A 22,492-nucleotide genomic window follows, 5' to 3' on the forward strand; every position below is an offset into this window, starting at 1 on the left:
CATCTCTTTTCTTCTCGCTTACGGTGGCCAATACCACAAGAGGAGAACGGTCGTGCTCAAAGTAAAACACAACAAAGCGCTGTCTTTCGATGCCGGCCGCCGGCAATTCTTAGGCGTTACCGGCGCGGGCATGCTCGCCACGCTCTTGCCCGGTTGCGGCGGCCACGACGACAACGGTCCTCAATATCCGCAGACCATCGCGATGGGTCAGCAGATGATCCAGCAAGCCATCGCCGCTTATCCGGGGTCCAACGCGGGCATTTCCATCGCCATGCTCAAGGGCAGCAGCGTAGTCTGGCAGGAGGCGTTCGGCGTCTCTTCGGTGCCGTCCCAGACCAAAGCCACCACGCAGACGCGCTTCAATATCGGCTCGGTGAGCAAGCTGTTCGCAGCGCTCGCGGCCACGCTGTTGGTCGATCGCGGCCTGATCACGCTCGATACACCGATCGTCAAGTATCTGCCGACGTTCACCATGCTTTCGCCTCAGTACAACCAGATCACGACGCGCCATTTGCTGTCTCATGCGTCGGGATTGCCGGGGACCAACGGGCGCAATCTGTTCACCTTCGCGCCGGTTGCGGGCTATGCGGCCGACACGCAGGCGGAACTGGCGAACTCGCATCTGAAGCATCTGCCGGGCGAACTCGCGGTGTATTGCAACGACGGCTTCACGATGGTTGAGCAGGTCGTACTGGCCGTGACCGGTCAAAGCTTCGCGAGCTTCGTGCAAACGAATATTCTCGCGCCGCTGCAAATGACGAATTCGAGCTATCTCACCAGTGTGCCGACGAGCGGTTCCTTCTCGTACCCGTTCGCGGATGGCACGCAGTATCAGGAATTCGTCAATGCTTACGCTACCGGCGGCCTCAGTTCCACGCCCGGGGACATGATGAACCTCGCGCAGATGATTCTCGGCGGCGGCGTGTTCCAGGGAAATCGCATCTTGTCGTCGGCGGGCATCGCGCAGATGGGCGTGGATCAATCGACTGGACTGCTTATCAATCCATCGCCGGAATGGAAATGGGGACTCGGCTGGGATTCGGTTCAGCAGCCTGCGCTCGCAGCGGCCGGTGTTCTCGGATGGGAAAAAGATGGCGGCACCGCGTTCTATACGAGCGAATTCTTCGTGGTGCCGAATGCGCAATTCGCGTTGATGGTCACCGGCAACTCCGGCTATGAGGCACGCAAGCTCGCTGAAACGCTGGTGCTGTCCGCGCTGAAGGAAGACGGCACCATCGCGACGATTCCGCCGCAGGTCGGCGGCACGGTGCCCGCGAACGCCACGGCGCCGTCCATCGCGGTGGCGGGCGGCATTTATGGCAACTCTGACCAGCCGTATCAGGTGATTGCGAATGCGGACAACAGCGTGCAACTGAATCAGTGGAACGGCAAAACGCGCGTGTGGGATTCGCTCGGCGCGTTTCAGTATCGCAATGACGGCTGGTGGTGGAGCAATGCCGATCCGAGCGCGTCGTATCGGTTCACGGTGGCATCGGGCACGGACAGCAGCGGCGTGGCGTTCAGCTACCGGTATCTGATGAAGCGCGTGGTGCCGGGCGCGGGCGTCGCGTTCCTGACGCTTCCGGTCGGCCAGCAACTCGCCGCACTTCCAGCGCTCGACGCCGCGTGGCAGCAACGCCTGAACACGCAATGGACATTGACGAACGATTCACCCACAGCCGTTCCAATCGTTATCCTAAAGAATCCGCCGGGGATGTTTACGAGTCTGGCTGAATTGCCCGGCTACGTGCTGTATGGCAACGAAGACCTTCGCTATCAGCTATTCGTGCCAGTGGCCGACACGCTCGCGGGCATGTCGGTGAAGATACCGGGCAACTACGGACGCGATCTGTATGAGATTCGTTTCGCGTCCGCGAGCAGCACGACACTCACGCTCGGCAGTTCGATCTACGCGAAGCTCTGAGCGCCCGCCGACAACGTCCGCGCCGCCTTTGTCTGATAAACGCTAGCACAGCAGTACTTTTTTCTTGCGCGGCGTGCGAAGCATCGAACATGGCGGCGATCGACTATTCGTCGAAGCTTTCAGAAGCGAAAAACGTATACGATGAGACACCAGTCGATGTAGAACAAAACAATCGCGCGCTGCCGGCAACGCAGCGGCGCGCGGACAAATGACGAGACGATGACAGCCCGCACGGCGGTCATGACGAGCGCGCCGCGCCGCCCCGCGAGCCGGGCCGAAGGTACATTCATGAACGACGCTATACAACTCGAAGTCGTTTGCGAGGAAACCGGTTTGACCGCGCTCAGGCGCGAATGGGACGCGCTCTGGCAGAAAGCGCACGGCCGCTATTATCAGCGCCACGATTTGTGCATGCTCGCGTGGCGTCATGTGGCGCAACCGCGCGGCAGAAAACTGCATTGCATCGTGATACGCGAGCACGGCGAGTTGCGTCTGGTGTGGCCGCTCGTTTCATGGCGGCGCTGGTTCTGGACCTATCTGTTGCCGCTCAGCCCCGATGCCGCCGATTACACCAGCGTGCTCGTCGAAGACGGACCGCGCGCGGCGATGTTCATCGAACTTGCATGGAAGGCAACACTCGAATGTTGCCGCGCGGATTTCATCCATTTGCCGTTTATGAACGAAGGCTCGGAGTTGCATCGGATCGCGCTGCGCGAACCGCGCGTGCTCGGCGCGACGCGGCATGAATCGTGGATTGCGAAGCTGCGCGGCGAAGGCGACTGGAAGACCTTTTGCGGATCGCTCGGCACGCTGCACGGCAAGAAGCCGGGACAACTGGAGCGGCGGCTGGCGAAGGAAGGACGCCTCGCCGTGAAGCATATGGAGATGGCGGATCGCGAGGGCATCGCGCAGGGTATCGGGACGATGCTGGCGTGGAAGCGTCAGTGGAGCGATCGGGTCGGCAAGAAGGGAATCTGGCTCTATTTGCCGCATTACGAGCGTTTTTTGATCGGCACGGTGACGGATGGACTCGCGCATATGATCGTCGTGTCGCTCGACGACAAGCCTGTGGCGGTAGCGATCATGAGCCACGGCAATCCGCTGGCGAACGCGGTGATCGCCGGATTCGATCCTTCGCTCGGCCGGCTCGGACCGGGGACCGTTGCGTGGGAACACGCGGTGAAATGGGCCTTCGAGAAAGGCTACGACATCGACTTCGGTGCGGGTTCGGAGCGCTTCAAGGGGTACTGGAGCCGCGACAATCGCGGGCACGCGTGGACGATGCAGATCGCCAATACGGTGTGGGGACTGGTGGGGTATCGCGTGGTGCGGTGGGTCAAGGATGCGGTGGATTTTGTGCGGGGGGAAAAGGCGAGTGAAGGAGTGAGCCGGAAGGGGTAATCAATCGCGCTCCTCCACCGCCGCCCCCACATAATGCGCCCGCGGCCTGAGCAACGTACCGCTCGTCATCTGTTCGATCGAATGCGCGATCCATCCGACGCTGCGCGCGATCGAGAACAACGCGAACGCCGCGCCTTCGGGCAGCGCGCAATGTTCGACCAGCGCCGCCAGCGCGATATCGATAGTCGGCTTGGCACCGGTCACACTCTCTACACGTTCGATCAACTCGCGCACCAAAGCCGGCGGCTCGAACGCGGACAGCAAATCCGCCGCGCGCGGATCGCCTTGCGGATACAACTCGTGCCCGAATCCCGCCAACGGCTTATCGTTCGATAACCACAAACGCACCGCGCGCTCACTGCCCATCCGCGCGGCATCTTCGAGCAGATTGCGTACGCGCACGATGGCGTTGCCGTGCATCGGCCCGGAAAACGCCGCGAGTCCCGCCAACATGCTCGCGCCTAAAGATGCCCCCGTCGATGCCGTCACGCGCGCCGCAAACGCCGAACTGCTGAGTTCCTGATCGGCAAGCAGCACAAGCACGCGGCGCAGCAAATCCGCATGCACATCGGCATGCCAGGCGCGCGCGATCCGCTGATGCAGCGGTTCATCGCTCATCGGTAACGCGACAGAATTGCTCGCGAACAAGCCGATGAGATGCGCGCCTTCATCGCATAGGTCATCGAACGAAAGCGTGTCATCCGCCGCCGCAATGCCAATAGCCGCAAACAAGCGCGCTCTTGCAGAAGAACCATCGATCCCCAACGGCGCAACGCTCGCAAAACGCGGCTCATGCGGCGCATCCCACAGCAAACCCGCCGCCGCTTCCAAAGTAGCGGACGACGCCAGCAGCACCGCATCCTTCCCGCGATAAAACAGTCTGCCGCGCGCAATCGTCGAGACGCGTGTATTGATGATCGGCTCGCCCCACGCCATCGTGCTCGCCGCGATGTTCTTGCGCGCGCGCCCCGTGTTGCGCTTCTTCAAAAGCGCCGCAATATCCGACGCGCGATACAGCTTGCGATTCGCATGTTCCGGATCGCCCTGTACTTCGATCTGCCCACGGCTCACATACGCGTACAAGGTCTGCTTGCGCACGCCGAGCGCATCGCAGGCCTGTTCCTGCGTCATCCAGTTCTTCACGTTGATTGAATCAATCAAGATTGACGCGCCTTGTATGCGATCGGTTTAATGCAGGAAATAAGGCTGAAAACACAGCGCCAGGGACACCAAGGAGACAGACAGATGGCTTCGGAAAGAACGACTGAGTATATATCGACGGCATCGGAACGCATGACGCGCACGCGGTACGGCGTGCTCGCCGCGATTCTGCTGCTGGCCACCGTCGCGTACGCCGACCGCGCGATTTTGTCGATCGCCGGTCCGGGTATATCGAAGGAATTCGGCCTGAATCACGTGCAATTGGGCTACGTGCTCTCTGCATTCAGCTGGGCGTACGTGGTCGGCCAGATTCCCGGCGGTCTGCTGCTGGACCGGCTCGGCACCAAGAAAATGTATGGCGCGACGCTCGTGTTGTGGTCCATCGCCACTATGCTCGTCGGTTTCGTCGGCAATATCACCGCGGATTTGTCGATTGCGCTCGGGCTTTTGTTCGCGCTGCGCTTCGCGCTCGGTCTGATCGAAGCGCCGAGTTTTCCGGCCAACGGACGCGTCGCGGTGATGTGGTTTCCGAAGGGCGAACGCGGTCTTGCCACGTCGCTGTTCGCATCGGCCTCGTATTTTGCGGTGGCGATTTTCTCGCCCTTCGCGGGCTGGCTGACGTCGAAGTTCGGCTGGCCGGCGCCGTTCTTTGCGCTCGGTGTTATCGGCATTGGTTCGGCGTTTTTGTGGGCCGCCGTAATGCACGAGCCGCGCCGCCATCCGCGTATGTCGCGTGCTGAGTTGGATCACATCATCGCGGGCGGCGCGATGGTGGATATCGACTCGAAGCACGAACTCACTTCGCGTCCGGCTTTGTCGATGAGCGTGGCGCGTACGCTCGTCGCCAACCGCATGTTGTGGTGCGCGTATATCGGCCAATATTGCACGATCGCGCTGAGCTATTTCTTTATCACGTGGTTTCCCATCTATCTCGTGCAAGCGCGCGGCATGAACGTGATGCAGGCCGGTTTCGCGACGATGATCCCGGCTATCGCGGGCTTTCTTGGCGGCATCGCGGGCGGCGCGATTTCGGACTGGCTCATTCGACGCGGCTGGAGCGTGTCGTGGGCGCGCAAGACGCCGTATATCGTCGGCATGTCGGTGGGATGCTGTCTGGTGTTTTCGGCCTTCACGGAAAGCAATATCGTGATCGTCATGCTGATGACGCTCGCGTTCTTCGGCAAGGGCGCGGCGGCGGGCGCGGGCACATGGGCCATCGTCAGCGATACGGCGCCGCGTGAAGCCGTCGGTCTTGCGGGCGCGGTGTTCAACTGCATCGGCAATATTGGCGGGATCGTGACGCCGATCCTATTCGGCTATATCGTGCAGGCGACGGGCGGCTATAACGTCGGCCTGTACTTCGTCGCCGCGCATTGTCTGGTGGCCGCGCTCGTGTATCTGTTCGTGATGGGCAAGATCGAGCGTGTGAAGGTAGCTTGATAATCCGGAATACTAAATGGTTCAAGACATGAACAAGCCCATCGTTCTCAATGCAGCGGAATTGCCCGATTGGGCGCACGGCGAACTCAACGCGCTGTTCGATATGCTCGATCTGCCGCACGATCCCGCCGCTGCATCGGCATTTCTGAAGGAACACGGCGCGAAGGTGCGTGGCATTGCGCTGCGCAAGACGAAAATCGATGCCGCGTTGCTCGATGCGCTGCCATCGCTGGAAATCATCTCGAGCTACAGCGCCGGACTCGATAACGTCGATGTCGATGCCGTGAAAGCGCGCGGCGTGCGCATCGAAAATACCTCGCATATTCTTGCCGATGACGTGGCGAATGCGGCGATCGGGCTTGCGCTCGCCGTCACGCGTGACTTCGTGAATGCAGATGCTTTCGTGCGCGCCGGGAAATGGCCCGAGCAAAAGCAATACGCGCTCGGCCGTTCGATTTCGGGCATGCGCGTGGGTATCGTCGGACTCGGCACGATTGGTTCGGCGATCGCGCGGCGGCTGCGCGCGTTCGGTTCGACGCTCGCGTATTTCGGGCCATCGCGCAAGGCCGTCGATATGCCCTATTTCGACGATGTCGCCGAACTCGCGCGCCACAGCGACATGCTGATCCTCACGTGTCCGCTCACGCCCGCGACGCATCATCTGGTGAATGCGAGCGTGCTCGATGCGCTCGGTCCGGATGGCTTTGTCGTGAATATCGCGCGCGGTCCGGTAGTCGATGAAACCGCGCTGATCGCGGCGCTTGCGGCCAACAAAATCGCTGGCGCGGCGCTCGATGTGTTCGAGAACGAGCCGGAAGTCCCGCAAGCGCTTATCGACGATCGACGTGCGGTGCTGACGCCGCATCTCGGCTCCGGCACACACGAGACGCGCCGACGCATGGCGGAAAACGTCGTCGATACATTGGCTGCGCATTTCGGCGTGCCGGGACCGCGCGATCATTCGCAGGATCATTTAGGTAATAAAGCGGTAAAGGCGGCATAGCGTCGGCACGCAAAAACGGTAAAAAGCGCCGGGGAATTTCTTTAGGCCATTGCAAGCGTCGAAAAAACGCGCTTTTCCCCGGCTTCTCTTGCGATTGATCCTTTATTGGCGACGGCATACTCAAGCCATACGATCCTTTGCATCGAGGTCAGCATGGCTCTTTATCAGGTTCTCGCCATCATCGCGTTTTATGCCGTCGTTTCGCTTTCGCTGATCGCCGCCGCGCAAATCGTGCTGCCGCGCCGTCTGGTGCCCGTGCGTATCGACGAACGCGCTCGCCGGTTCACGCACGAGCAGTAATCCCGCGCGGCGTGAAATAAGCCAGCGCCGCCGCGACGATAAACAACGCGGGCACATCGCCCAAAAGATGACCGGTGTGTGACACGCCGTCCATGCCCACACCGAACGACTGCACGGCCATGATCGCGCCGTGCACGATGCTCGACCACACCGTGAACCAGATCAGGCTCAAGTGCCGCAGCGGATCGCGCGATGCGATCAGCAGAAACACGCCCAGCGTCGCGTAAATGCCGACGATCATCAGCGGATAATCCGAGTGGCCGCTGTGCCACGCCCAGCCCGACGGCCATAGAATCATCAGCGGCCAGAATGCAAATAGCGCAATCAATCCCACTACGATCAACACGATGCGCAATGCTGCGAGTCGTTGTGCGTCGTTCATGGCGGCCTCCTTTGCGTGGCATGCCAAGCCCCCGAGAATACTCCGTGTCGATTTATCGGCGTCTCGTTCGTCGTAGTTGAAAACCCGGAGAACATCATGCGCAAGCTCACCACGTTCAACTTCATCAGTCTCGATGGCGTCGCTCAGGCGCCGGGCGGCCCGAACGAAGATACAAGCGGCGGATTCCGCTTCGGCGGCTGGATCGTGCCTTATGCGGACGAGGTGATCGGACAGGAGTTGCAGGACATGCTCGCGCAGCCGTTTGATTTACTGCTCGGGCGCGCAACGTATGACATTTTCGCGTCGCACTGGCCGCACGTTCCCGCCGATTCACCGAGCCGCAGCATCGCCGATTTGTTCAATCGCGTGCCGAAGCATGTCGCAACGCATCGCCCGGACTCGCTGCAATGGCACAACAGTCACGCATTAAAAGGCGATTTAGCCGATGCAATCCGCACGTTGAAGCAGCAAGATGGCGCGGATCTTTTGACCTTCGGAAGCGGCGCGATGGTGAGGCAACTGCTTGCTGCGGGTCTTATCGATGAACTACGGCTCTTGACCTATCCCGTGTTATTAGGCCAAGGAAAGCGTCTCTTTGGCGATGACGCGCAGCCCGCCGCGTTCAAGCTCACGCACACGATAAGCACCGCGAAAGGCGTGCTTATCAACCGGTATCGACTCGATGGAGAAGTGCGCACCGGCTCGTTCGAATGACATCGATATAATCGATATGTTATTCACGAGGACCCCTGCATGAAAACAATCATTGCTTTGCTCGCTGCTTCAACCATTGCATCGACCGCGTTCGCTGCCAATCAGATCGACAAGCTGCCTTCGGGCGTGGTCGTCGAGCATCTCAAACAAGGCACCGGCGCAAGCCCGACTGCCGACGACGTCGTTCGCGTGAACTATCGCGGCACGCTCAAGGACGGCACCGAGTTCGATAACTCCGCCAAGCACGGCGGCCCCGCCACCTTCCCGCTCGGCCGCGTGATTCCGTGCTGGACGCAAGGCGTGCAGAAAATGAAAGTCGGCGGTAAGGCGAAGCTGACATGCCCGGCCGCAACCGCGTACGGCAGCCGCGGCGTCGGTTCGATTCCGCCGAACAGCGACCTCACGTTCGAAGTCGAATTGCTCGGCATCGGCGAAGGTCAGTAAGCGGTCTTGTTATGGCGACGTACGCAAGTGCGTCGCCATCGCATTTAGAATTTATGCCGCAGTCCGAAATGTACTGACGTCTGCGCATTACTGGTCGATGCGGTCAGTCCGTTGATCGCCGCCACCGCCGGCTTGTTGCGCGAGTCCGTTCCGGATGCGTGTTGATACACGCCCATCACATAGACATCGGTGCGCTTGGAAAGAAAGTAGTCCGCGCTCAACACGCCCTGATGGTACGTCGCGCCGCTATTCTCCCCCGTCGCCGACGATACATTGCTGCCCTTCATGTAATCGTACGCAGCGGTCATCTGGAACGCAGGCGTGAACCAGTACTGCACGTTCACTTCCGCATTGTTGAAGTGCACCGACCCGCGATAACCCGACGGATTCGGCCCGGAATTCACGGTATCGCCGAGATTGGCGAATTGGATATTCGAGTACGTCGCGCCGATAATCGCCTGGCCGATCTTGTACGAACCGCCCGCCGCGATCACCTCGTACGTATGCGCCGATGCAAAGCCGCTATACACCGGCGACGCGATATTCGCGGTCGTCGCGCTGGGCGTGCCGGTCGTGCTGTTGCCAAAGAAGCCGACGTTCGGATTCCTTACGTTCATATACGCCGCCGCCAGCGAGAACGGCCCGCGCTCGTAACCCGCACCGACCGACCACGTCTGATTGCGCGAGAAATCGCCCGCTACGCCGCCCAGACTGTACATGCCGCCGAAATGCAGCCCGGAGTAATTCGGGCTTTCGTACTTGATCGAATTATTCGTGCGATAACCGTTGTTGAAGTTGTCGATATCGCCCGGATGCGAGGCTAAATAGCCGCCGCCGAACGCGCGATCCGAATACACGCCGGGATAATCCACCACCATGTCGTACTGACGGCCGAGCGTGACTGTACCGAGTTTCGCATCGCTCAAACCGACGTAGACGCGACGGCCGAATTCGAGACCGCCTTGCGTGAATTTGCCGTTGCTCGCATCGAAACCGCTTTCGAGCAAGAAGATGGCCTTGGTGCCGCCGCCCAGATCTTCCGCGCCGCGCAGGCCCCATCGGCTGCCCTGCAATACGCCGCCTGCCATGCTCCATTGCGTCTTGCCGCCCGCGTTGCTCGTGTAGCTCAGACCTTGATCGACGACGCCAAACAGTGTCACCGAGCTTTGCGCATGGGCAGCGGTTGCCGCGAGGCTGAGCAGGCCGAGGGGGATCAATCGGGTGTATCGCACGCTTCTTCTCCAATGGTTCATCGCACGGCGGCGGACGTGTGTCCGCGTATCCGCGCTGAGGGAAAGGCGGCTTTTGATAGCCGCGTCGGACCGCACCATCGGCTGTGAATGGCCGATGGTAGCGCTGTCATTCGGGAGCAAAAAAACACGCGCCGTTGCAGCGCGTGTCATGGGAAATGCGGGGAATCAGGAAGCGCGATGCTTGGCGACCATATCGTGACGACCATCGCGCGGCGTCATGCGCGCGAAGAACACGATCACCGCCGCCGCCACGGACATCGCCGCGAGTCCCGTCAGACCGCCCTGAATCGAGCCGGTCTTCTGTTCGAGAAAGCCGAACGCAGCCGGCGCGACGAAGCCGCCGAGATTGCCGAGCGAATTGATGAGCGCAAGCACGGGCGCAGCGATACGCGCATCGAGATAACCTTGCGGAATCGGCCAGAACAGCGAGGACGCCGCCTTGAAGCCGATCGCCGCGAAGCAGATCGAGACGAACGAGAACAGCGGACTGCCGGTTCCTGCCGCGTACATGCCGACCGCCGCGATAATCAGCACGCACGCGCACCATGCCTGCTGAAATTTGAAGCGCGAAGCCAAAGCCGCGAACGCGTACATCGCAACGATGGAGATCAGCCACGGCACCGAGTTATACAAGCCGACCTGAAAGTCGTTGAGATGCCCCATCTTGCGAATAATGCTCGGCAGCCAGAACGTCGCGCCGTAAATAGTCAGGGATACTGAGAAGTAGATCAGGCAGAAGATGATGATCTGCGGATCGCGCAGCAGACTCCACCCGGACGGCTTGACCGTGTGCGCGGCATCGCGGCGGCGCTGCTCTTCTTCGATTTCGGTGACCAGCGCGTCCTGCTCATCATGCGTGAGCCACTTCGCATCGCGCGGCTTCGAGTCAAGCCAGAACCAAACGAATCCCGCCAGCACGACAGACGCCATTCCTTCGATGATAAACATCCATTGCCAGCCGTGCAGACCGTTGCCTTCGATCATCAGTAGTCCTCCTGAGATCGGGCCGGAGAACACCGAAGCGAGCGCGGAGCCGGACAGGAAGATCGCCATGGCCTTGCCACGTTCATCGCGCGGAAGCCATTGCGTGAAGTAGAACACCACGCCGGGGAAGAAGCCCGCTTCGGCTGCGCCGAGCACGAGACGCATCGCGTAAAAGGAAGTTTCGCCCTGCACGAAAGCCATGCCGACCGCCGCCATGCCCCACGTCACCATGATGCGCGTCAGCCACGCCTTCGCGCCGTAACGCTGCATCAACATATTCGAGGGCACTTCGAACACTGCATAGCTGACGAAGAACAGGCCCGCACCAAGCCCATACGCCGCCGCGCCGATGCCTAAATCAGCGCTCAGATGCGTGCGCACAAAACCGATATTCACGCGGTCGATGTAATTGACGATAAACATCACCACGAACAGCGGCAATACGTGCCACTTGATCTTTTTGACGGCGCTTGCGAGCGCTTCTGTCCGGTTGCTCACGTGTTTGTCTCCTTGCTTTGTATCTCGTCTGAGCTCGATGCCGTTCAGAAACGCGGGTTTTTGCCGGTGAATTCGGGCTGATACTTGCGCATCTGCGTGAGGTCATCGCGATTGCGCACGCCGCATGTCAGGTATTGCTGATGCAGCTCGTCCAGCTTGTTGCGATCCAACTCGACGCCGAGGCCCGGCGTGGTCGGCACGCGCACCGAGCCGTTATCGAACACCACGCGGCCACCCTTGATGACCTCTTCTTCTTGCCACGGATAATGCGTATCGCACGCATACGTGAGGTTCGGCACGCTGGCGGCGACGTGCGTCATGGCCATCAGGCTGATGCCGAGGTGCGAATTCGAGTGCATCGACATGCCGAAGTCCCAGAGCTTGGCCATGCGCGCGAGCGTTTGCGTGGCGCGCAGACCGCCCCAGTAGTGGTGATCGGACAGCAGCACTTTGATCGAACCCATGTTGCAGCCGCGACGGAAGTCGTCCATCGTCGTGATGACCATGTTGGTGGCGAGCGGCAGCTTGGTATGCTTTTGCAACTCGGCCATGCCCTCGAGACCGGGGCACGGATCTTCGTAGTACTCGAGAATTTCATCGAGCGCGGGCGCGGCCTTGATGCTGGTTTCGAGCGTCCAGTTCGCGTTCGGATCGAGACGCAGCGGCATACCGGGGAACGCCTTCGACAAAGCCTGCATACAGGCGATTTCATGCGCCGGCTCGAACACGCCACCCTTCAACTTAATACTTTGGAATCCGTACAAATCGATCATGCGCTGCGCTTGCGCGACGATCTGTTCCGGGCTGATGCCTTCGCCCCACGCATCCGGCGCGTACGGCTTGTCGATATGCTCCGCGTACTTGAAGAAAAGATAGGCGCTGTACGGCACGGCATCGCGCACCTTGCCGCCGAGCAGATCGACCACCGGCGCACCGATGATTTGCCCTTGCAAGTCGAGCATCGCCACTTCGAGCGTGCTGATGACCTTCGGCGCGTTCTTGGCCGAATGCGAGCCGGGCGCGAGTTCGAATTCGACCGAGCCGGGCGTCGCCTTGATGGTGGAGCGCACGCGCTCTTCCATCGTGTTCAGATCGAACGGCGAGAGGCCGATCACGAGCGACTTCGCTTGTTCGAGCACGCGAAGCATCGGCTCGTCGCCATAGGTTTCGGAGATGCCGACGCGCCCGTCGCTCGTCTCCAGTTCGACGATAGCCCGCAACGCCCACGGCTCGTGGATGCCGGCGGCGTTGAGCAGCGGGCCATCGCGGAAGGCGATCGGCGTGATGGTGACGTGCTTGATGGTGATATCGCGAGTCATGGCGGATTCCGGGCGCTTGCGTCGAAAAGACAATGGACGCATGATAAAACACTAATGTATTAGTGTTTTATACGGGAAACTACCTAGCCTGAGTGCTTGTGGCCGCCGAAGTCCGCGTTATCGTATTGGTTAGAATCGCCCGGCCATTTGCTTTTTGCTACCTATGAAACTCAACGACGCCCCGACCCTGCCCGCCCGTCTCGACCGCTCGCGCCATGCCGCGCCGCAGGTTTTCGAGCGATTGCGCGAGATGATCATGTCGCTGGAACTGGCGCCGGGGACGGTGCTGTCACGCACCGAACTCGCTGCGCAGTATGGTTTGAGTCAGACGCCTGTGCGCGATGCGCTGATGAAGCTCGGCGAAGAAGGTTTGGTCGATATCTTTCCGCAGCATGCGACGGTGGTGAGCCGGATCAGCGTTGGGTCGGCTTTGCAGGCGCATTTTTTGAGGCGTTCGATTGAGGTGGAGATTGCGCGGACACTCGCTGAACAGCGCGATGAGGCCTTGATCTCGCGATTGCGTGAGACCATCGAACAGCAGATGGAGCAGAGTGATCTTGAACGTTATGCGCAGTTCACGGTGCTGGATCTGGCGTTTCATCGGCAGATGTATGAGGCGGCAGGCGTGCCGCAGCTTTGGGATCTCGTTCGGAGGTTGAGTGGGCATATTGATCGCCTGCGGCGGCTGCATTTGCCGGTTGAAGGGAAGACTTTAGCGGTCGTGCGCGATCACACTGCGATTGTTGATGCTATTGCTAGTGGTAGTGGTGATGCCGCTGCTTCGGCGGTTCGAGCGCATTTGTCGGGGACGCTGAGTCAGGTTGATCAGATTCGGGCTCGGTTTCCTACGTTCTTGACGGATCATTAAGGGGTACTGCTTCTGTTTGTTGTGCTGTTTAGGCAGTAGCCGCCTCCCCGGCGGGGGGTAACTTTCTTTGCTGCTGCAAAGAAAGTCACCAAAGAAAGCAGCTTTTTCAACCGGACACTGCCTCTTGAAGCGGCAAGTGGATTAATAAGCTCTCTAGGTAACAATAGCTCGCCGCCACGGAGGCCTGCCCGGCCTGTCAGCGAATAGGTACGGTCTCTTTAAGCATCTCTCGTGCTTTAGCAGAGCGGCCCGCGCTCATGCTTCCAGCGTGCGCGCCCTGCGCGCCGCCGGGCGCTAATCGAAGGAACCCGGCAGAGAACCAAGACAACGACTCAGCAAACGGCACCGCGATAACGCTATTCGGCCCAACGTTGTTTAGCGCTTCCGTTCCTGCAAGCCTCAAAGTAACGGTAGGGCCGAATAGCGTTTAAACGATGACGTTTGTTTGTTCGAGATACTACGCATTCTCTGTGTTTCCCTTATAGACCCCTACGGCGATGGCGCGTGAGCGCCGGACACGCCGCGCGGATGAGCGCGTGCCGCTCCGAGAAGAGAAAAGAGGTGCTTGTGGATGCGTACCGAGCACTTGACAGGCCGGGCAGGCCTCCGAGGTGGCGGGCTATTGTTACCGAGAGAGCCCATTAATCCACTTGCCCTCTCAACGGGCAGTGTCCGGTTGAAAAAGCTGCTTTCTTTGGTGACTTTCTTTGCAGCAGCAAAGAAAGTTACCCCCCCGCCGGGGAGGCGGCTGCTGCATAAACAGCAAGACAAAAGCAGCAGAACCTCATAACACCTCAACCCAAGAGCAACGAAACCTGCCGCGCAGCATCCACAACCTGCGCCGCAAGCGCGCCAGCATTGGCAAACATGTGAGAAGGCCCAGCGATACTAATCGCAGCAAGCGCAGCGCCATCGGGACCAACAACAGCAGCAGCACAAGAATCGATCCCTGCTTCAAGCCCGGACCGACTACAAGCGCATCCATCAACGCGAATACGCGCCAACCGAGCGGCAAGCTCATCAAAACCCGGCGCATCAGCCTCGTGCCAAAAAGAAGCACACATTTCAGCCACATCCCGAGCATCGAGCAAGGCAAGCATCGCCAAACCCGGCGTAGCACGATAAGCCGGTAACCGACTGCCAACCCGAATCTGGCTAACAAGCGGCGTATCCGGCACTTCGGCCAGCGAATAAACGATCTCATGCCCCTCGCGCACGACGAGATAAGCCGACATCCGCGTCGAAGCGGCCAGCCCCGGCAACACCTCCCGCGCCCGCGCAATCAGCCCCGAAGACCCGAGCGCCGCAGAAGCCAACGTCAAAAACGGCACCCCGATCCGATGTCCCGCCGCATCGCCGACAATCATCCCCGCCTGCTCAAGTACCGCGATCAGCCGCATCAGCGTGACGCGATTCACGCCGATCCGCCGCGCCGTCCCACTGACGTTCTGCGTGCTGCCACCTTCCGCGATATACCGAAGCAGCCGCAACGAGCGCTCCACCGCGCCGGATGAATCGTTCGATAAAGTCATGTCAAACGATAAGAAAGGAAAAGGACTCAGATCATGCCAGAGGAACGGTCCACGCATCGTAGCCGTAGACCCAATCGGCGTTGCCACCTTCCTTAAGCCAGTTGTTACCACGCGAGCCGATCTGAATCCGCGCCGTGCGATCGCGCCGCGCGTTTTCATAGCAGGCCAGCGCATCGGAGAGCGTGGAAGGCGTGGCATCCGTGAGCGCGCGAGAGAGAACAACAGCATCTTCGATCGCCATGCCCGCGCCTTGCGCCATGAACGGCATCATCGGATGGCAGGCGTCGCCGAGCAGCGTGAAGTGGTCGCGGCTCCACTGCGGCAGCGGATCGCGTACATAGAGCGCGGAGGCGAGCACGGTATCGCAGGCGGCGAGCAGGGCTTTCGCATCGTCGTGGAAGTCTTTGTAGGCGTGGCGCAGCGCGTCCGGATCGCCCGGTGCGGTCCACGACTCGTTGGTCCAGTCGGTTTGCGCCGTGGTCGCGAAAATGAACACGTCGCGTCCGCGATTGAGCGGGAACGTGACGATCTGCGATTCCGGCGTCGGTCCCCACCACTTGACGAACGCGCCCAGTTCCATCCCTTCGAGTTTCGACGCCGGCACCACCGCGCGATACGACACCACGCCCGTGAACTGCGGCCGGTCCTCGCCGAAAATGTACTCGCGCACGCCCGAGTGAATGCCGTCCGCACCGATCACCAGATCGAAGCGATGCGTGCTGCCATCGGCGAGCGTCATCGAGGCACCATCGTCCGTATGCGCAAACCCCGTCACGCGATGCCCGAGTCGCAGCGCGTCCTTCGGCACCGCCGCCTCCAGCGCCCGCACCACATCCGCGCGATGCATGGTCAATTGCGGCGCGCCGTACTTTCGCTCGGCTTCATCCGACATCGGCAGCCGCGAGGTTTCCGCGCCCGTATCCCACATGCGGCTGATGCGCGCCGACGGACGCGCCGCCGTCTCACGCAGCAATTCGCCGATTCCCAGCCCGTCGAGCGCGCGCACCGCATTCGGCGTCAGATTGATATCCGCGCCGACGCGCCCGAACTGTGCGGCCTGCTCGAACACGGTGACATCGTGTCCCGTCCGACCGATGGCAATCGCCGCCGCCAGTCCGCCAATTCCCCCGCCATTGATCCCGATCTTCAGCATCGCCATCCTCGTCTGCGTTTGAGTCTGTTCAAAAATGAACATAGTGATAAGAAAATGAACCGATGGGGAATGCTAGGCGCGATTTATTTTGTTCGCAACGCTTTTGTACGAGGCTCCAGGAGCGAAAAAGGCCGGAAAACTGCATGGTGAAACGCGCGGCGCAGGCGCGTCGGTGTTTTCCCTGAACATCCCAAAATCATTTTTTTCTGGCGAAAACATCGGCGTAGAATTCACCATATACGAATCGTGGTTCCTTACGTGGAACACGCCAGTCGAAACAAACGGTGGTGCAATGACCGTTCAACCCCGCAACCGGACGATGCAAAACCTTATGGATATGAAGGTCGATGTGAACAGTGCAGCCGGCGCCGCCACCGCTTCCGATCGCTTGACGATGGGCGGCATCGTGGCGCGCATGGAGCGGTTGCCGGGCAATGGCATGCAGGTGCGTGCGCGCGTGCTGATTGGCTGCGCGACGTTTTTCGATGGCTTCGACGTGATCGCCATCGCCGCGACCTTGCCGATGCTGATTGCCAAGTGGCATCTCACGCCATCGCAGATCGGATTTCTGATCGCGGCGGGCGCGGTCGGCCAACTGATCGGCGCGCTGCTGTTTCCGGCGCTCGCGGAGCGTTATGGGCGTGTGAAAACCATCGCGTGGAGTTCGGGGATCATCGGCGTGACGAGTATTGCGTGCGGGTTTGCGCCTTCGTATGCGGTGTTCGTCGTGTTGCGGGCGTTGCAGGGCATCGGTCTCGGCGGCGAGTTGCCGGTCGCGGCGGCGTATATCAGCGAGATCACGCGCGCGCATGGACGCGGACGTTTCGTGCTGCTGTATGAAGTGATTTTCCCGATCGGCCTGCTCGTTTCGAATGCGCTCGGCGCGTGGCTGGTGCCGCATTTCGGCTGGGAAGTGATTTACTACATCGGTGGTATTCCGTTGATTCTGTTCTTCACGTTGCGCCGTCTGGTGCCGGAATCGCCGCGCTGGCTCGGTCAACATGGGCGCATGAACGAAGCCGCCGAATCCATCGCCGCATTCGAAGCGAGCGTGAAGCAACCGCTGCCGCCGATTCCGCAGACCGAAGACGTGCTCGATGCACAACGTCACGTGAAGCATCCGAAGCGCACTATCCGCGATCTGTTCGGCCCGCTGTATCTCAAGCGCACTATTTCCGTCGCGATGCTGTGGATGACCTGCGGCGTGATTCAGTACGGTTTGCTGACGTGGCTGCCGACCATCTACAAGACCGTGTATCACGCGCCGCTGCAACTCGCGCTGAATCTGACGGTGGGCGCTTCCGTGCTCGGCGTGATCGGTTCGCTGGTCTGCGCGATGCTGGTCGATGTGGTGGGCCGCAAGCCCGTCATCAACGTGTCGTTCGTGCTGTGTGCCGTGGCGCTGTTCTGCGCGGCGATCTTCCACAATAGTTCGGTCTATGTGGTCGGCACGTTCTGCGCGTTGTCGTTCGGTTTGCTGGGCTGCGGCTTTATCACGGCGTACGTTTATACGCCTGAGTTGTATCCGACCAGCGTACGTGCGCTCGGCTGCGGCGTGGGCAGCGCGTGGCTGAAAATCGCGGCGATTGCTGCACCGGCGCTGGTTTCATCGACGCTGACGACGAATATCAGCGTGGCGTTCTGGTCGTTCGGCGCGGTGCTGCTGGTGGCGGCGCTGGTGATTCACCTGCTCGGTATCGAAACGAAGGGCCTGGTGCTGGAACAGCTCGAAAATTAAATTGCAAGGAATCCAAACGATGACATCGGAAAAGACTCAGGACAACGTGCTGCTGACCGTTTTCCTGCGCCACGATCAATCGAACAATCTCGATGCGATCCAGACCAAACTGAAGGCCGCCGAATGGTGGGACCGCTTCCCGCCCGAAGGCGTGAAGATCGTGTCATGGACGGTGGCGATGGGCTTCGGCCAGATCGTGACGCTCGAAGTACCGCCCGCGCTGCTGCCGATGGTCAACGTGGAACTCGAACGCTCGGCGTGGGGCGTATTCAGCACCGAGTGTTATCCGACATATGATTTTGTACCTGTACGCGAACGCATTCGCGAACGGGTTCGTCAAGGAGGCAAATGATGGATCGATATCTGGAGCCGCATCAGGCGCGGCAACGTCCCCCGACGCAGTATGAAAACCTGCTCGGCGATGCAATCGAACGCGCGTTCGCGCAGGGCATCACGGTGCTCCCGGAACTGGTCGCGTATCTGAACGAATTCGGGCCGCGCGCGCAAAACGCCGACGTCTGGACGGAAGAAAACTTCCGTGCCGAGATGGCGCGGCTGGGACAGTAATATTCGGAGGCCGAAATGAATTGTACGGATCAGAAAGACCAGAAGAACGATATCGACAGCACGCTCGAACGCGGCTTGCTGAACTTGTGGTATCCTATTTGCCCGTCATCGTTTGTCAAGCAGGAACCGGTGTCGTTGCGCCGTCTGGGCCGCAAGCTGGTGTTCTGGCGCGATCTCGACGGCACGCCTTACGCGCTCGACGATCATTGTCCGCATCGCGGTGCGCCGCTCTCGCGTGGCGTGGTGCTGGGTGATCGCATTCAGTGCGGCTATCACGGCGTGCATGTGCGTTGCGATGGCGTGGTGACGCAGGTGCCGGGCAGTCCCGGCTGCAAGCTCGAAGGATCGCGTGGCGCGCGTTCGTTCCATGTGACGGAGCGCGCGGGCGTGCTGTGGCTGTACAACGCGCCGACAAATATCGACGAAGCGCCGCCGCTCGTATTGCCCGAAGAACTGACGGGCGATGCCTTCTCCTCGTTCCTCTGCTACACGGAGTGGAAGGGCGATTACCGCTACGTGCTCGACAACGTGATGGACCCGATGCACGGCGCGTATCTGCACAAGCAATCGCACTCCATGTCCGAAGGCGATATCAGCGCGACCTTCACCATCCGCGATACCGACCGTGGCTTTATCTTCGAGAAGGTCGGCCAGCGCGATGTGAATTTCGACTGGACCGAATGGGCCGATACGGGCACGCACTGGATGCGCCTCGAAATTCCGTATCCGAAAACGGGCGGCCCTGGCGGCAACTTCATCATCGTGGGCAGCTATACGCCGATCGCGCCGAATCTCGCGGCCGTGTTCCATTGGCGTTGCCGCAAGGTCGAAGGCTGGCAGCGCGATACGTGGCGCTTCCTGTATCGCAATCGCCTCGAAGCGCGTCACTGGGCCGTGCTCGAACAAGATCGCGAGATCCTCGAATTCATGGAAGCGGACGCGAACCAGAACGAGCATTTGTATCAGCACGATATGGGTATCGTGCGTTTGCGTCGTCATCTGAAGAATCTGGCGAAGGCGCAGATCGAATCCGGGGCGGCGCGATGAAAGCAGTCGTTCGCGTCGACTGCGAGCAGGTGCCCGACGCGGCCCACGCGACGTGGAGCAATGCGTTGATCGTCGGCGATGAAATCGTCATGTCGGGCATGACCGCGCATCCGGCCACGGTGAACGCGAGCGAACCGCTTTCCACCTACGATCAAACCATCGTAGTACTGGAGAAAATTCGCGCGCTGGTCGAGACGGCGGGCGGCGATACCGGTTGCATCACGAAACTGGTGGTGTACGTCACCAATATTGCCGATAAAACCGAAGTGGGCCGCGCGCGCAAGACGTTTTTTGCAGGACATATCGAGGCGGGCGGCGCGTATCCTTGCTCGACGCTGGTCGAAGTATCGGGACTGGTGTTTCCGGAACTGCGCGTGGAAATCGAAGCATGCGCAAGGCTGGATATCGCGCGACGCACAGCATAGTAGAGAGAAGCAATCATGAGCAATCAACCGAGCATGACCGCACTCGTACGCACGCTGCGACACGAAGCGCCGGGCATCATGAGCATCGAACTGATTCCGCCGCGCGGCGAACGCTTTCCCGGTTTCGAACCGGGCGCGCATATCGATCTGCATCTTTCCAGCGGGTTGCTGCGCAGCTATTCGCTGCTCAATCCATGCGGCGAGACGGACCGCTATGTGGTGGGCGTGCAGATCGACAAGAAAGGACGCGGCGGATCGCGCTTTATCCACGAGAATTTCCGCGTGGGCATGAGCGTACAGTTGTCGGCGCCGCGCAATCTTTTTGCACTCGATGAAAACGCTTCGCATAGCGTATTGATTGCGGGTGGCATCGGCGTGACGCCTATTTTGTGCATGTATCGGCGATTGATCGAACTCGGCCGTCCGGTGCAGATGTTGTACTGCTCGCGCAGTGCGGACCATGCGGCGTTCATCGACGAATTGCGTGCGATGGGCGGCAAGCTCGACGTCCATTACGACGATGAAAACGATGGCCGTCCCGCGAACCTCAAAGCGTACCTCGCCGAAGTGCCAGCCGATGCGCACGTCTACTGCTGCGGCCCCGCGCCCATGCTCGACGCGTTCGATGCAGCGTGCGAGGCGGTGGGCATTGCGAACCGGCATATCGAACGATTCGCGGCGGTGCCGCAGGCCGCGCCTGCTGCGGATCACGGCTATAGCGTGGAACTCGCGCGCACGAAGAAGCTGATCGAAGTCGCGCCCGGCGCAACGCTGCTCGATTCGCTGCTGAGCGCGGGCGTGGATGTGGAGCATAGCTGCATGGAAGGCATCTGCGGATCGTGCGAAACGCGGGTGATTTCGGGGTGTCCGGATCATCGCGATTCTGTGTTGAGCGCGTCGGAGCGTGCATCGAATACGGTGATGATGGTGTGTGTATCCGGCTGCAAAGGCGAGAAACTCGTACTCGATCTTTAAGCCGATTTTAAGCCGACCGCTCGCGCCGGGAAGACGTGAATGTGAGGAATGGCTACGCGGCCATGCCTTCACGCTATCATCTGTCTCTTACCTACAGCGAATTTTGCCGATCATGGCGCGAGCACCTATTTCAGGCACAGCCGAATCCGATTCCGACGACAGCGCAGGCAGCCAAAGCTACCTCGTGCCTGGCCTTGAACGCGGCCTGCGCATTCTGGCCGAATTTTCATCGCATGAGCCTGTGTTGGGCGCGCCTGAACTGTCGCGGCGTATGGGCATTCCCCGCACGACGACATTTCGATTGCTTCAGACGCTTGAGTCGCTCGGCTTTCTGGAGCGCGCGGCGGACGAGCGGAGTTATCGGCTGGGCGTAGCGGTTTTGCGGCTGGGCTTCGAATATCTCAGCTCGCTCGAGTTGACCGATTTCGGTCAGCCGATTCTTGAACGTCTGCGCGACGATACCGGTTTTAGCTCCCATCTTTTGATTCGCGATGAGCGCGATGTGGTGTTCGTTGCGCGGGCGCAGACGCGGGACCCGATGTTCAGCTCAGTGAAGGTGCACGTTGGGACGCGCTTGCCTGCGCATGCGACCGTGCATGGTCAGGTGCTGATGGGCGATCTTTCGCTTGCCGATTTGCGGCGGTTGTTTCCTGAGCGGGAGTTGGAGCGCTTTACGGAGCGCACGCCCGCTACTGTCGATGAGCTTTATCAGCGGATCAAGGCTACTGCGGCTCAAGGTTATGCTTTGAGCGAGGCTTCGTTTGAGCGTGGGATTTCGGCGATCAGTGCGCCTGTGCGGGATCATACGGGGCGGATTGTCGCTGCGCTGACGGTGACCGTGCCTCGGTCGGATATTGGCGATGCGGAACGGACGCCGTTGGTGGCGAGGGCATGTCAGGCGGCTTTGGATTTGTCTGCACGGTTGAATTATCGGCCTAATGTTGGGGATCCTACGCTTTCTTATGCTCGTGTTGGTTGATGCTGCTGTTTGGCGTTGTTTTGCGTTGTTTTGCGTTTTGGTTCAGTAGCCGCCTCCCCGGCGGGGGGGTAACTTTCTTTGCTGCTGCAAAGAAAGTCACCAAAGAAAGCAGCTTTTTCAACCAGGCACTGCACGTTGAAAGGGCAAGTGGATTAATGGTCTCTCTCGGTGACAATAGCTCGCCGCCACGGAGGCCTGCCCGGCCTGTCAGCGAATAGGTACGGTTTGGTTTAAGCGCCTCTGTTTCCTTAGCAGAGCGGCTCGCGCTCATGCTTCCAGCGTGCGCGCCCTGCGCGCCGCTGGGCGTTATTCGTGGGAACCCGGCGGAGCACGCAGACAACGCTACAGCAAACGGCACCGCACAAACGCTATTCGGCCCTACGTC

The 22,492-nt window shown here is 60.2% G+C and carries 23 protein-coding genes; 16 read left to right on the plus strand and 7 right to left on the minus strand.

Going from position 1 to position 22,492, the window contains the following annotated elements:
• The first annotated feature begins 130 nt into the window (after positions 1-130).
• From P7F28_RS28175 to P7F28_RS28185, 3 genes are all read left to right on the plus strand, one after another.
• A complete protein-coding gene (locus P7F28_RS28175) occupies positions 131-1,924 on the plus strand; it encodes a serine hydrolase (RefSeq protein ID WP_277188158.1) in 1,794 nt (597 codons plus the stop codon).
• A gap of 89 nt (positions 1,925-2,013) precedes the next feature.
• Positions 2,014-2,136: a hypothetical protein gene (locus tag P7F28_RS28180; protein WP_277188138.1), complete on the plus strand. Its 123-nt coding sequence runs from the start codon at positions 2,014-2,016 to the stop codon at positions 2,134-2,136.
• A 76-nt stretch (positions 2,137-2,212) separates the two neighbouring features.
• On the plus strand, positions 2,213-3,325 hold the full coding sequence (locus tag P7F28_RS28185) for a GNAT family N-acetyltransferase (protein WP_277188139.1): 1,113 nt from the start codon (positions 2,213-2,215) through the stop codon (positions 3,323-3,325).
• Here the strand turns inward: P7F28_RS28185 and P7F28_RS28190 are convergent, their stop codons facing one another.
• Positions 3,326-4,486: a citrate synthase family protein gene (locus P7F28_RS28190; RefSeq protein ID WP_277188140.1), complete on the minus strand. Its 1,161-nt coding sequence runs from the start codon at positions 4,484-4,486 to the stop codon at positions 3,326-3,328.
• Between the two features lie 84 nt (positions 4,487-4,570).
• Here P7F28_RS28190 and P7F28_RS28195 point away from each other — a divergent pair, with 84 nt between their 5' ends.
• The 3 genes from P7F28_RS28195 to P7F28_RS28205 all read left to right on the plus strand — a co-directional run bounded on the left by P7F28_RS28195 (position 4,571) and on the right by P7F28_RS28205 (position 7,229).
• Positions 4,571-5,926, plus strand: coding sequence for an MFS transporter (locus P7F28_RS28195; RefSeq protein WP_277188141.1), 1,356 nt, complete (start codon positions 4,571-4,573; stop codon positions 5,924-5,926).
• Between the two features lie 28 nt (positions 5,927-5,954).
• Positions 5,955-6,929: a 2-hydroxyacid dehydrogenase gene (locus P7F28_RS28200; protein ID WP_277188142.1), complete on the plus strand. Its 975-nt coding sequence runs from the start codon at positions 5,955-5,957 to the stop codon at positions 6,927-6,929.
• Positions 6,930-7,082: 153 nt separating this feature from the next.
• On the plus strand, positions 7,083-7,229 hold the full coding sequence (locus P7F28_RS28205) for a hypothetical protein (RefSeq protein ID WP_277188143.1): 147 nt from the start codon (positions 7,083-7,085) through the stop codon (positions 7,227-7,229).
• Here P7F28_RS28205 and P7F28_RS28210 read toward each other — a convergent pair.
• Entirely contained in the window at positions 7,213-7,611 is a 399-nt protein-coding gene (locus tag P7F28_RS28210; protein ID WP_277188144.1) for a DUF6632 domain-containing protein, read from the minus strand. The two genes, P7F28_RS28205 and P7F28_RS28210, sit on opposite strands and share 17 nt — an antisense overlap.
• A gap of 96 nt (positions 7,612-7,707) precedes the next feature.
• Here P7F28_RS28210 and P7F28_RS28215 point away from each other — a divergent pair, with 96 nt between their 5' ends.
• Positions 7,708-8,325 carry a dihydrofolate reductase family protein gene (locus P7F28_RS28215; protein ID WP_277188145.1) on the plus strand — a complete coding sequence of 206 codons (618 nt, stop codon included), beginning with the start codon at positions 7,708-7,710 and terminating at the stop codon, positions 8,323-8,325.
• A gap of 39 nt (positions 8,326-8,364) precedes the next feature.
• A complete protein-coding gene (locus tag P7F28_RS28220) occupies positions 8,365-8,769 on the plus strand; it encodes an FKBP-type peptidyl-prolyl cis-trans isomerase (RefSeq protein WP_277188146.1) in 405 nt (134 codons plus the stop codon).
• Between the two features lie 44 nt (positions 8,770-8,813).
• On the opposite strand, the gene P7F28_RS28225 is transcribed toward P7F28_RS28220, so the two are convergent.
• The 3 genes from P7F28_RS28225 to P7F28_RS28235 all read right to left on the minus strand — a co-directional run bounded on the left by P7F28_RS28225 (position 8,814) and on the right by P7F28_RS28235 (position 12,823).
• On the minus strand, positions 8,814-10,001 hold the full coding sequence (locus P7F28_RS28225; RefSeq protein WP_277188147.1) for a porin: 1,188 nt from the start codon (positions 9,999-10,001) through the stop codon (positions 8,814-8,816).
• Positions 10,002-10,187: 186 nt separating this feature from the next.
• The gene (locus tag P7F28_RS28230) at positions 10,188-11,504 is read right to left on the minus strand and encodes an MFS transporter (RefSeq protein WP_277188148.1); all 1,317 of its coding nucleotides are present in this window, start codon (positions 11,502-11,504) and stop codon (positions 10,188-10,190) included.
• 44 nt (positions 11,505-11,548) lie between these two features.
• Positions 11,549-12,823 carry a glucarate dehydratase family protein gene (locus P7F28_RS28235; protein ID WP_277188149.1) on the minus strand — a complete coding sequence of 425 codons (1,275 nt, stop codon included), beginning with the start codon at positions 12,821-12,823 and terminating at the stop codon, positions 11,549-11,551.
• Positions 12,824-12,986: 163 nt separating this feature from the next.
• Between P7F28_RS28235 and P7F28_RS28240 the strand changes: the two genes are divergently transcribed.
• Entirely contained in the window at positions 12,987-13,691 is a 705-nt protein-coding gene (locus P7F28_RS28240; protein ID WP_277188150.1) for a GntR family transcriptional regulator, read from the plus strand.
• A 794-nt stretch (positions 13,692-14,485) separates the two neighbouring features.
• Here P7F28_RS28240 and P7F28_RS28245 read toward each other — a convergent pair.
• Together P7F28_RS28245 and P7F28_RS28250 are read right to left on the minus strand one after the other, a co-directional pair.
• Positions 14,486-15,280 carry an IclR family transcriptional regulator gene (locus P7F28_RS28245; RefSeq protein WP_277188151.1) on the minus strand — a complete coding sequence of 265 codons (795 nt, stop codon included), beginning with the start codon at positions 15,278-15,280 and terminating at the stop codon, positions 14,486-14,488.
• Positions 15,255-16,376: an FAD-dependent monooxygenase gene (locus P7F28_RS28250; RefSeq protein WP_277188152.1), complete on the minus strand. Its 1,122-nt coding sequence runs from the start codon at positions 16,374-16,376 to the stop codon at positions 15,255-15,257. The genes P7F28_RS28245 and P7F28_RS28250 overlap by 26 nt, the downstream gene beginning before the upstream one ends.
• 331 nt (positions 16,377-16,707) lie before the next feature.
• Here P7F28_RS28250 and P7F28_RS28255 point away from each other — a divergent pair, with 331 nt between their 5' ends.
• The 7 genes from P7F28_RS28255 to P7F28_RS28285 all read left to right on the plus strand — a co-directional run bounded on the left by P7F28_RS28255 (position 16,708) and on the right by P7F28_RS28285 (position 22,107).
• The gene (locus P7F28_RS28255; RefSeq protein WP_277188159.1) at positions 16,708-18,114 is read left to right on the plus strand and encodes an MFS transporter; all 1,407 of its coding nucleotides are present in this window, start codon (positions 16,708-16,710) and stop codon (positions 18,112-18,114) included.
• Between the two features lie 19 nt (positions 18,115-18,133).
• A complete protein-coding gene (locus P7F28_RS28260) occupies positions 18,134-18,466 on the plus strand; it encodes a hypothetical protein (protein ID WP_277188153.1) in 333 nt (110 codons plus the stop codon).
• Positions 18,466-18,681 carry a recombinase-like helix-turn-helix domain-containing protein gene (locus P7F28_RS28265; protein WP_370467423.1) on the plus strand — a complete coding sequence of 72 codons (216 nt, stop codon included), beginning with the start codon at positions 18,466-18,468 and terminating at the stop codon, positions 18,679-18,681. The genes P7F28_RS28260 and P7F28_RS28265 overlap by 1 nt, the downstream gene beginning before the upstream one ends.
• A 15-nt stretch (positions 18,682-18,696) precedes the next feature.
• Positions 18,697-19,728, plus strand: coding sequence for an aromatic ring-hydroxylating dioxygenase subunit alpha (locus P7F28_RS28270; RefSeq protein ID WP_277188155.1), 1,032 nt, complete (start codon positions 18,697-18,699; stop codon positions 19,726-19,728).
• A complete protein-coding gene (locus P7F28_RS28275) occupies positions 19,725-20,153 on the plus strand; it encodes a RidA family protein (RefSeq protein ID WP_277188156.1) in 429 nt (142 codons plus the stop codon). Before P7F28_RS28270 ends, P7F28_RS28275 begins: the two co-directional genes overlap by 4 nt.
• Before the next feature lie 15 nt (positions 20,154-20,168).
• Positions 20,169-21,128, plus strand: a complete 960-nt coding sequence (locus P7F28_RS28280; protein ID WP_277188157.1) for a PDR/VanB family oxidoreductase — start codon at positions 20,169-20,171, stop codon at positions 21,126-21,128.
• A gap of 112 nt (positions 21,129-21,240) precedes the next feature.
• Positions 21,241-22,107: an IclR family transcriptional regulator gene (locus P7F28_RS28285; protein ID WP_277188160.1), complete on the plus strand. Its 867-nt coding sequence runs from the start codon at positions 21,241-21,243 to the stop codon at positions 22,105-22,107.
• Positions 22,108-22,492 lie beyond the last annotated feature (385 nt).

This window comes from Caballeronia sp. BR00000012568055 (assembly GCF_029439455.1).
In the GTDB taxonomy this organism is placed as follows: Bacteria; Pseudomonadota; Gammaproteobacteria; order Burkholderiales; family Burkholderiaceae; genus Caballeronia.

What these genes read in the sequence shown, in the direction of transcription:
- P7F28_RS28270 (WP_277188155.1), top strand. Translation starts at nt 18,697, where the DNA reads ATGAATTGTACGGATCAGAAAGACCAGAAGAACGATATCGACAGCACG.
- P7F28_RS28265 (WP_370467423.1), top strand. Translation starts at nt 18,466, where the DNA reads ATGGATCGATATCTGGAGCCGCATCAGGCGCGGCAACGTCCCCCGACG.
- P7F28_RS28260 (WP_277188153.1), top strand. Translation starts at nt 18,134, where the DNA reads ATGACATCGGAAAAGACTCAGGACAACGTGCTGCTGACCGTTTTCCTG.
- P7F28_RS28285 (WP_277188160.1), top strand. Translation starts at nt 21,241, where the DNA reads ATGGCGCGAGCACCTATTTCAGGCACAGCCGAATCCGATTCCGACGAC.
- P7F28_RS28245 (WP_277188151.1), bottom strand. Translation starts at nt 15,280, where the DNA reads ATGCGTGGACCGTTCCTCTGGCATGATCTGAGTCCTTTTCCTTTCTTA.
- P7F28_RS28235 (WP_277188149.1), bottom strand. Translation starts at nt 12,823, where the DNA reads ATGACTCGCGATATCACCATCAAGCACGTCACCATCACGCCGATCGCC.
- P7F28_RS28175 (WP_277188158.1), top strand. Translation starts at nt 131, where the DNA reads ATGCTCGCCACGCTCTTGCCCGGTTGCGGCGGCCACGACGACAACGGT.
- P7F28_RS28185 (WP_277188139.1), top strand. Translation starts at nt 2,213, where the DNA reads ATGAACGACGCTATACAACTCGAAGTCGTTTGCGAGGAAACCGGTTTG.
- P7F28_RS28240 (WP_277188150.1), top strand. Translation starts at nt 12,987, where the DNA reads ATGAAACTCAACGACGCCCCGACCCTGCCCGCCCGTCTCGACCGCTCG.
- P7F28_RS28215 (WP_277188145.1), top strand. Translation starts at nt 7,708, where the DNA reads ATGCGCAAGCTCACCACGTTCAACTTCATCAGTCTCGATGGCGTCGCT.
- P7F28_RS28180 (WP_277188138.1), top strand. Translation starts at nt 2,014, where the DNA reads ATGGCGGCGATCGACTATTCGTCGAAGCTTTCAGAAGCGAAAAACGTA.
- P7F28_RS28280 (WP_277188157.1), top strand. Translation starts at nt 20,169, where the DNA reads ATGAGCAATCAACCGAGCATGACCGCACTCGTACGCACGCTGCGACAC.
- P7F28_RS28195 (WP_277188141.1), top strand. Translation starts at nt 4,571, where the DNA reads ATGGCTTCGGAAAGAACGACTGAGTATATATCGACGGCATCGGAACGC.
- P7F28_RS28210 (WP_277188144.1), bottom strand. Translation starts at nt 7,611, where the DNA reads ATGAACGACGCACAACGACTCGCAGCATTGCGCATCGTGTTGATCGTA.
- P7F28_RS28200 (WP_277188142.1), top strand. Translation starts at nt 5,955, where the DNA reads ATGAACAAGCCCATCGTTCTCAATGCAGCGGAATTGCCCGATTGGGCG.
- P7F28_RS28275 (WP_277188156.1), top strand. Translation starts at nt 19,725, where the DNA reads ATGAAAGCAGTCGTTCGCGTCGACTGCGAGCAGGTGCCCGACGCGGCC.
- P7F28_RS28220 (WP_277188146.1), top strand. Translation starts at nt 8,365, where the DNA reads ATGAAAACAATCATTGCTTTGCTCGCTGCTTCAACCATTGCATCGACC.
- P7F28_RS28255 (WP_277188159.1), top strand. Translation starts at nt 16,708, where the DNA reads ATGGATATGAAGGTCGATGTGAACAGTGCAGCCGGCGCCGCCACCGCT.
- P7F28_RS28205 (WP_277188143.1), top strand. Translation starts at nt 7,083, where the DNA reads ATGGCTCTTTATCAGGTTCTCGCCATCATCGCGTTTTATGCCGTCGTT.
- P7F28_RS28250 (WP_277188152.1), bottom strand. Translation starts at nt 16,376, where the DNA reads ATGCTGAAGATCGGGATCAATGGCGGGGGAATTGGCGGACTGGCGGCG.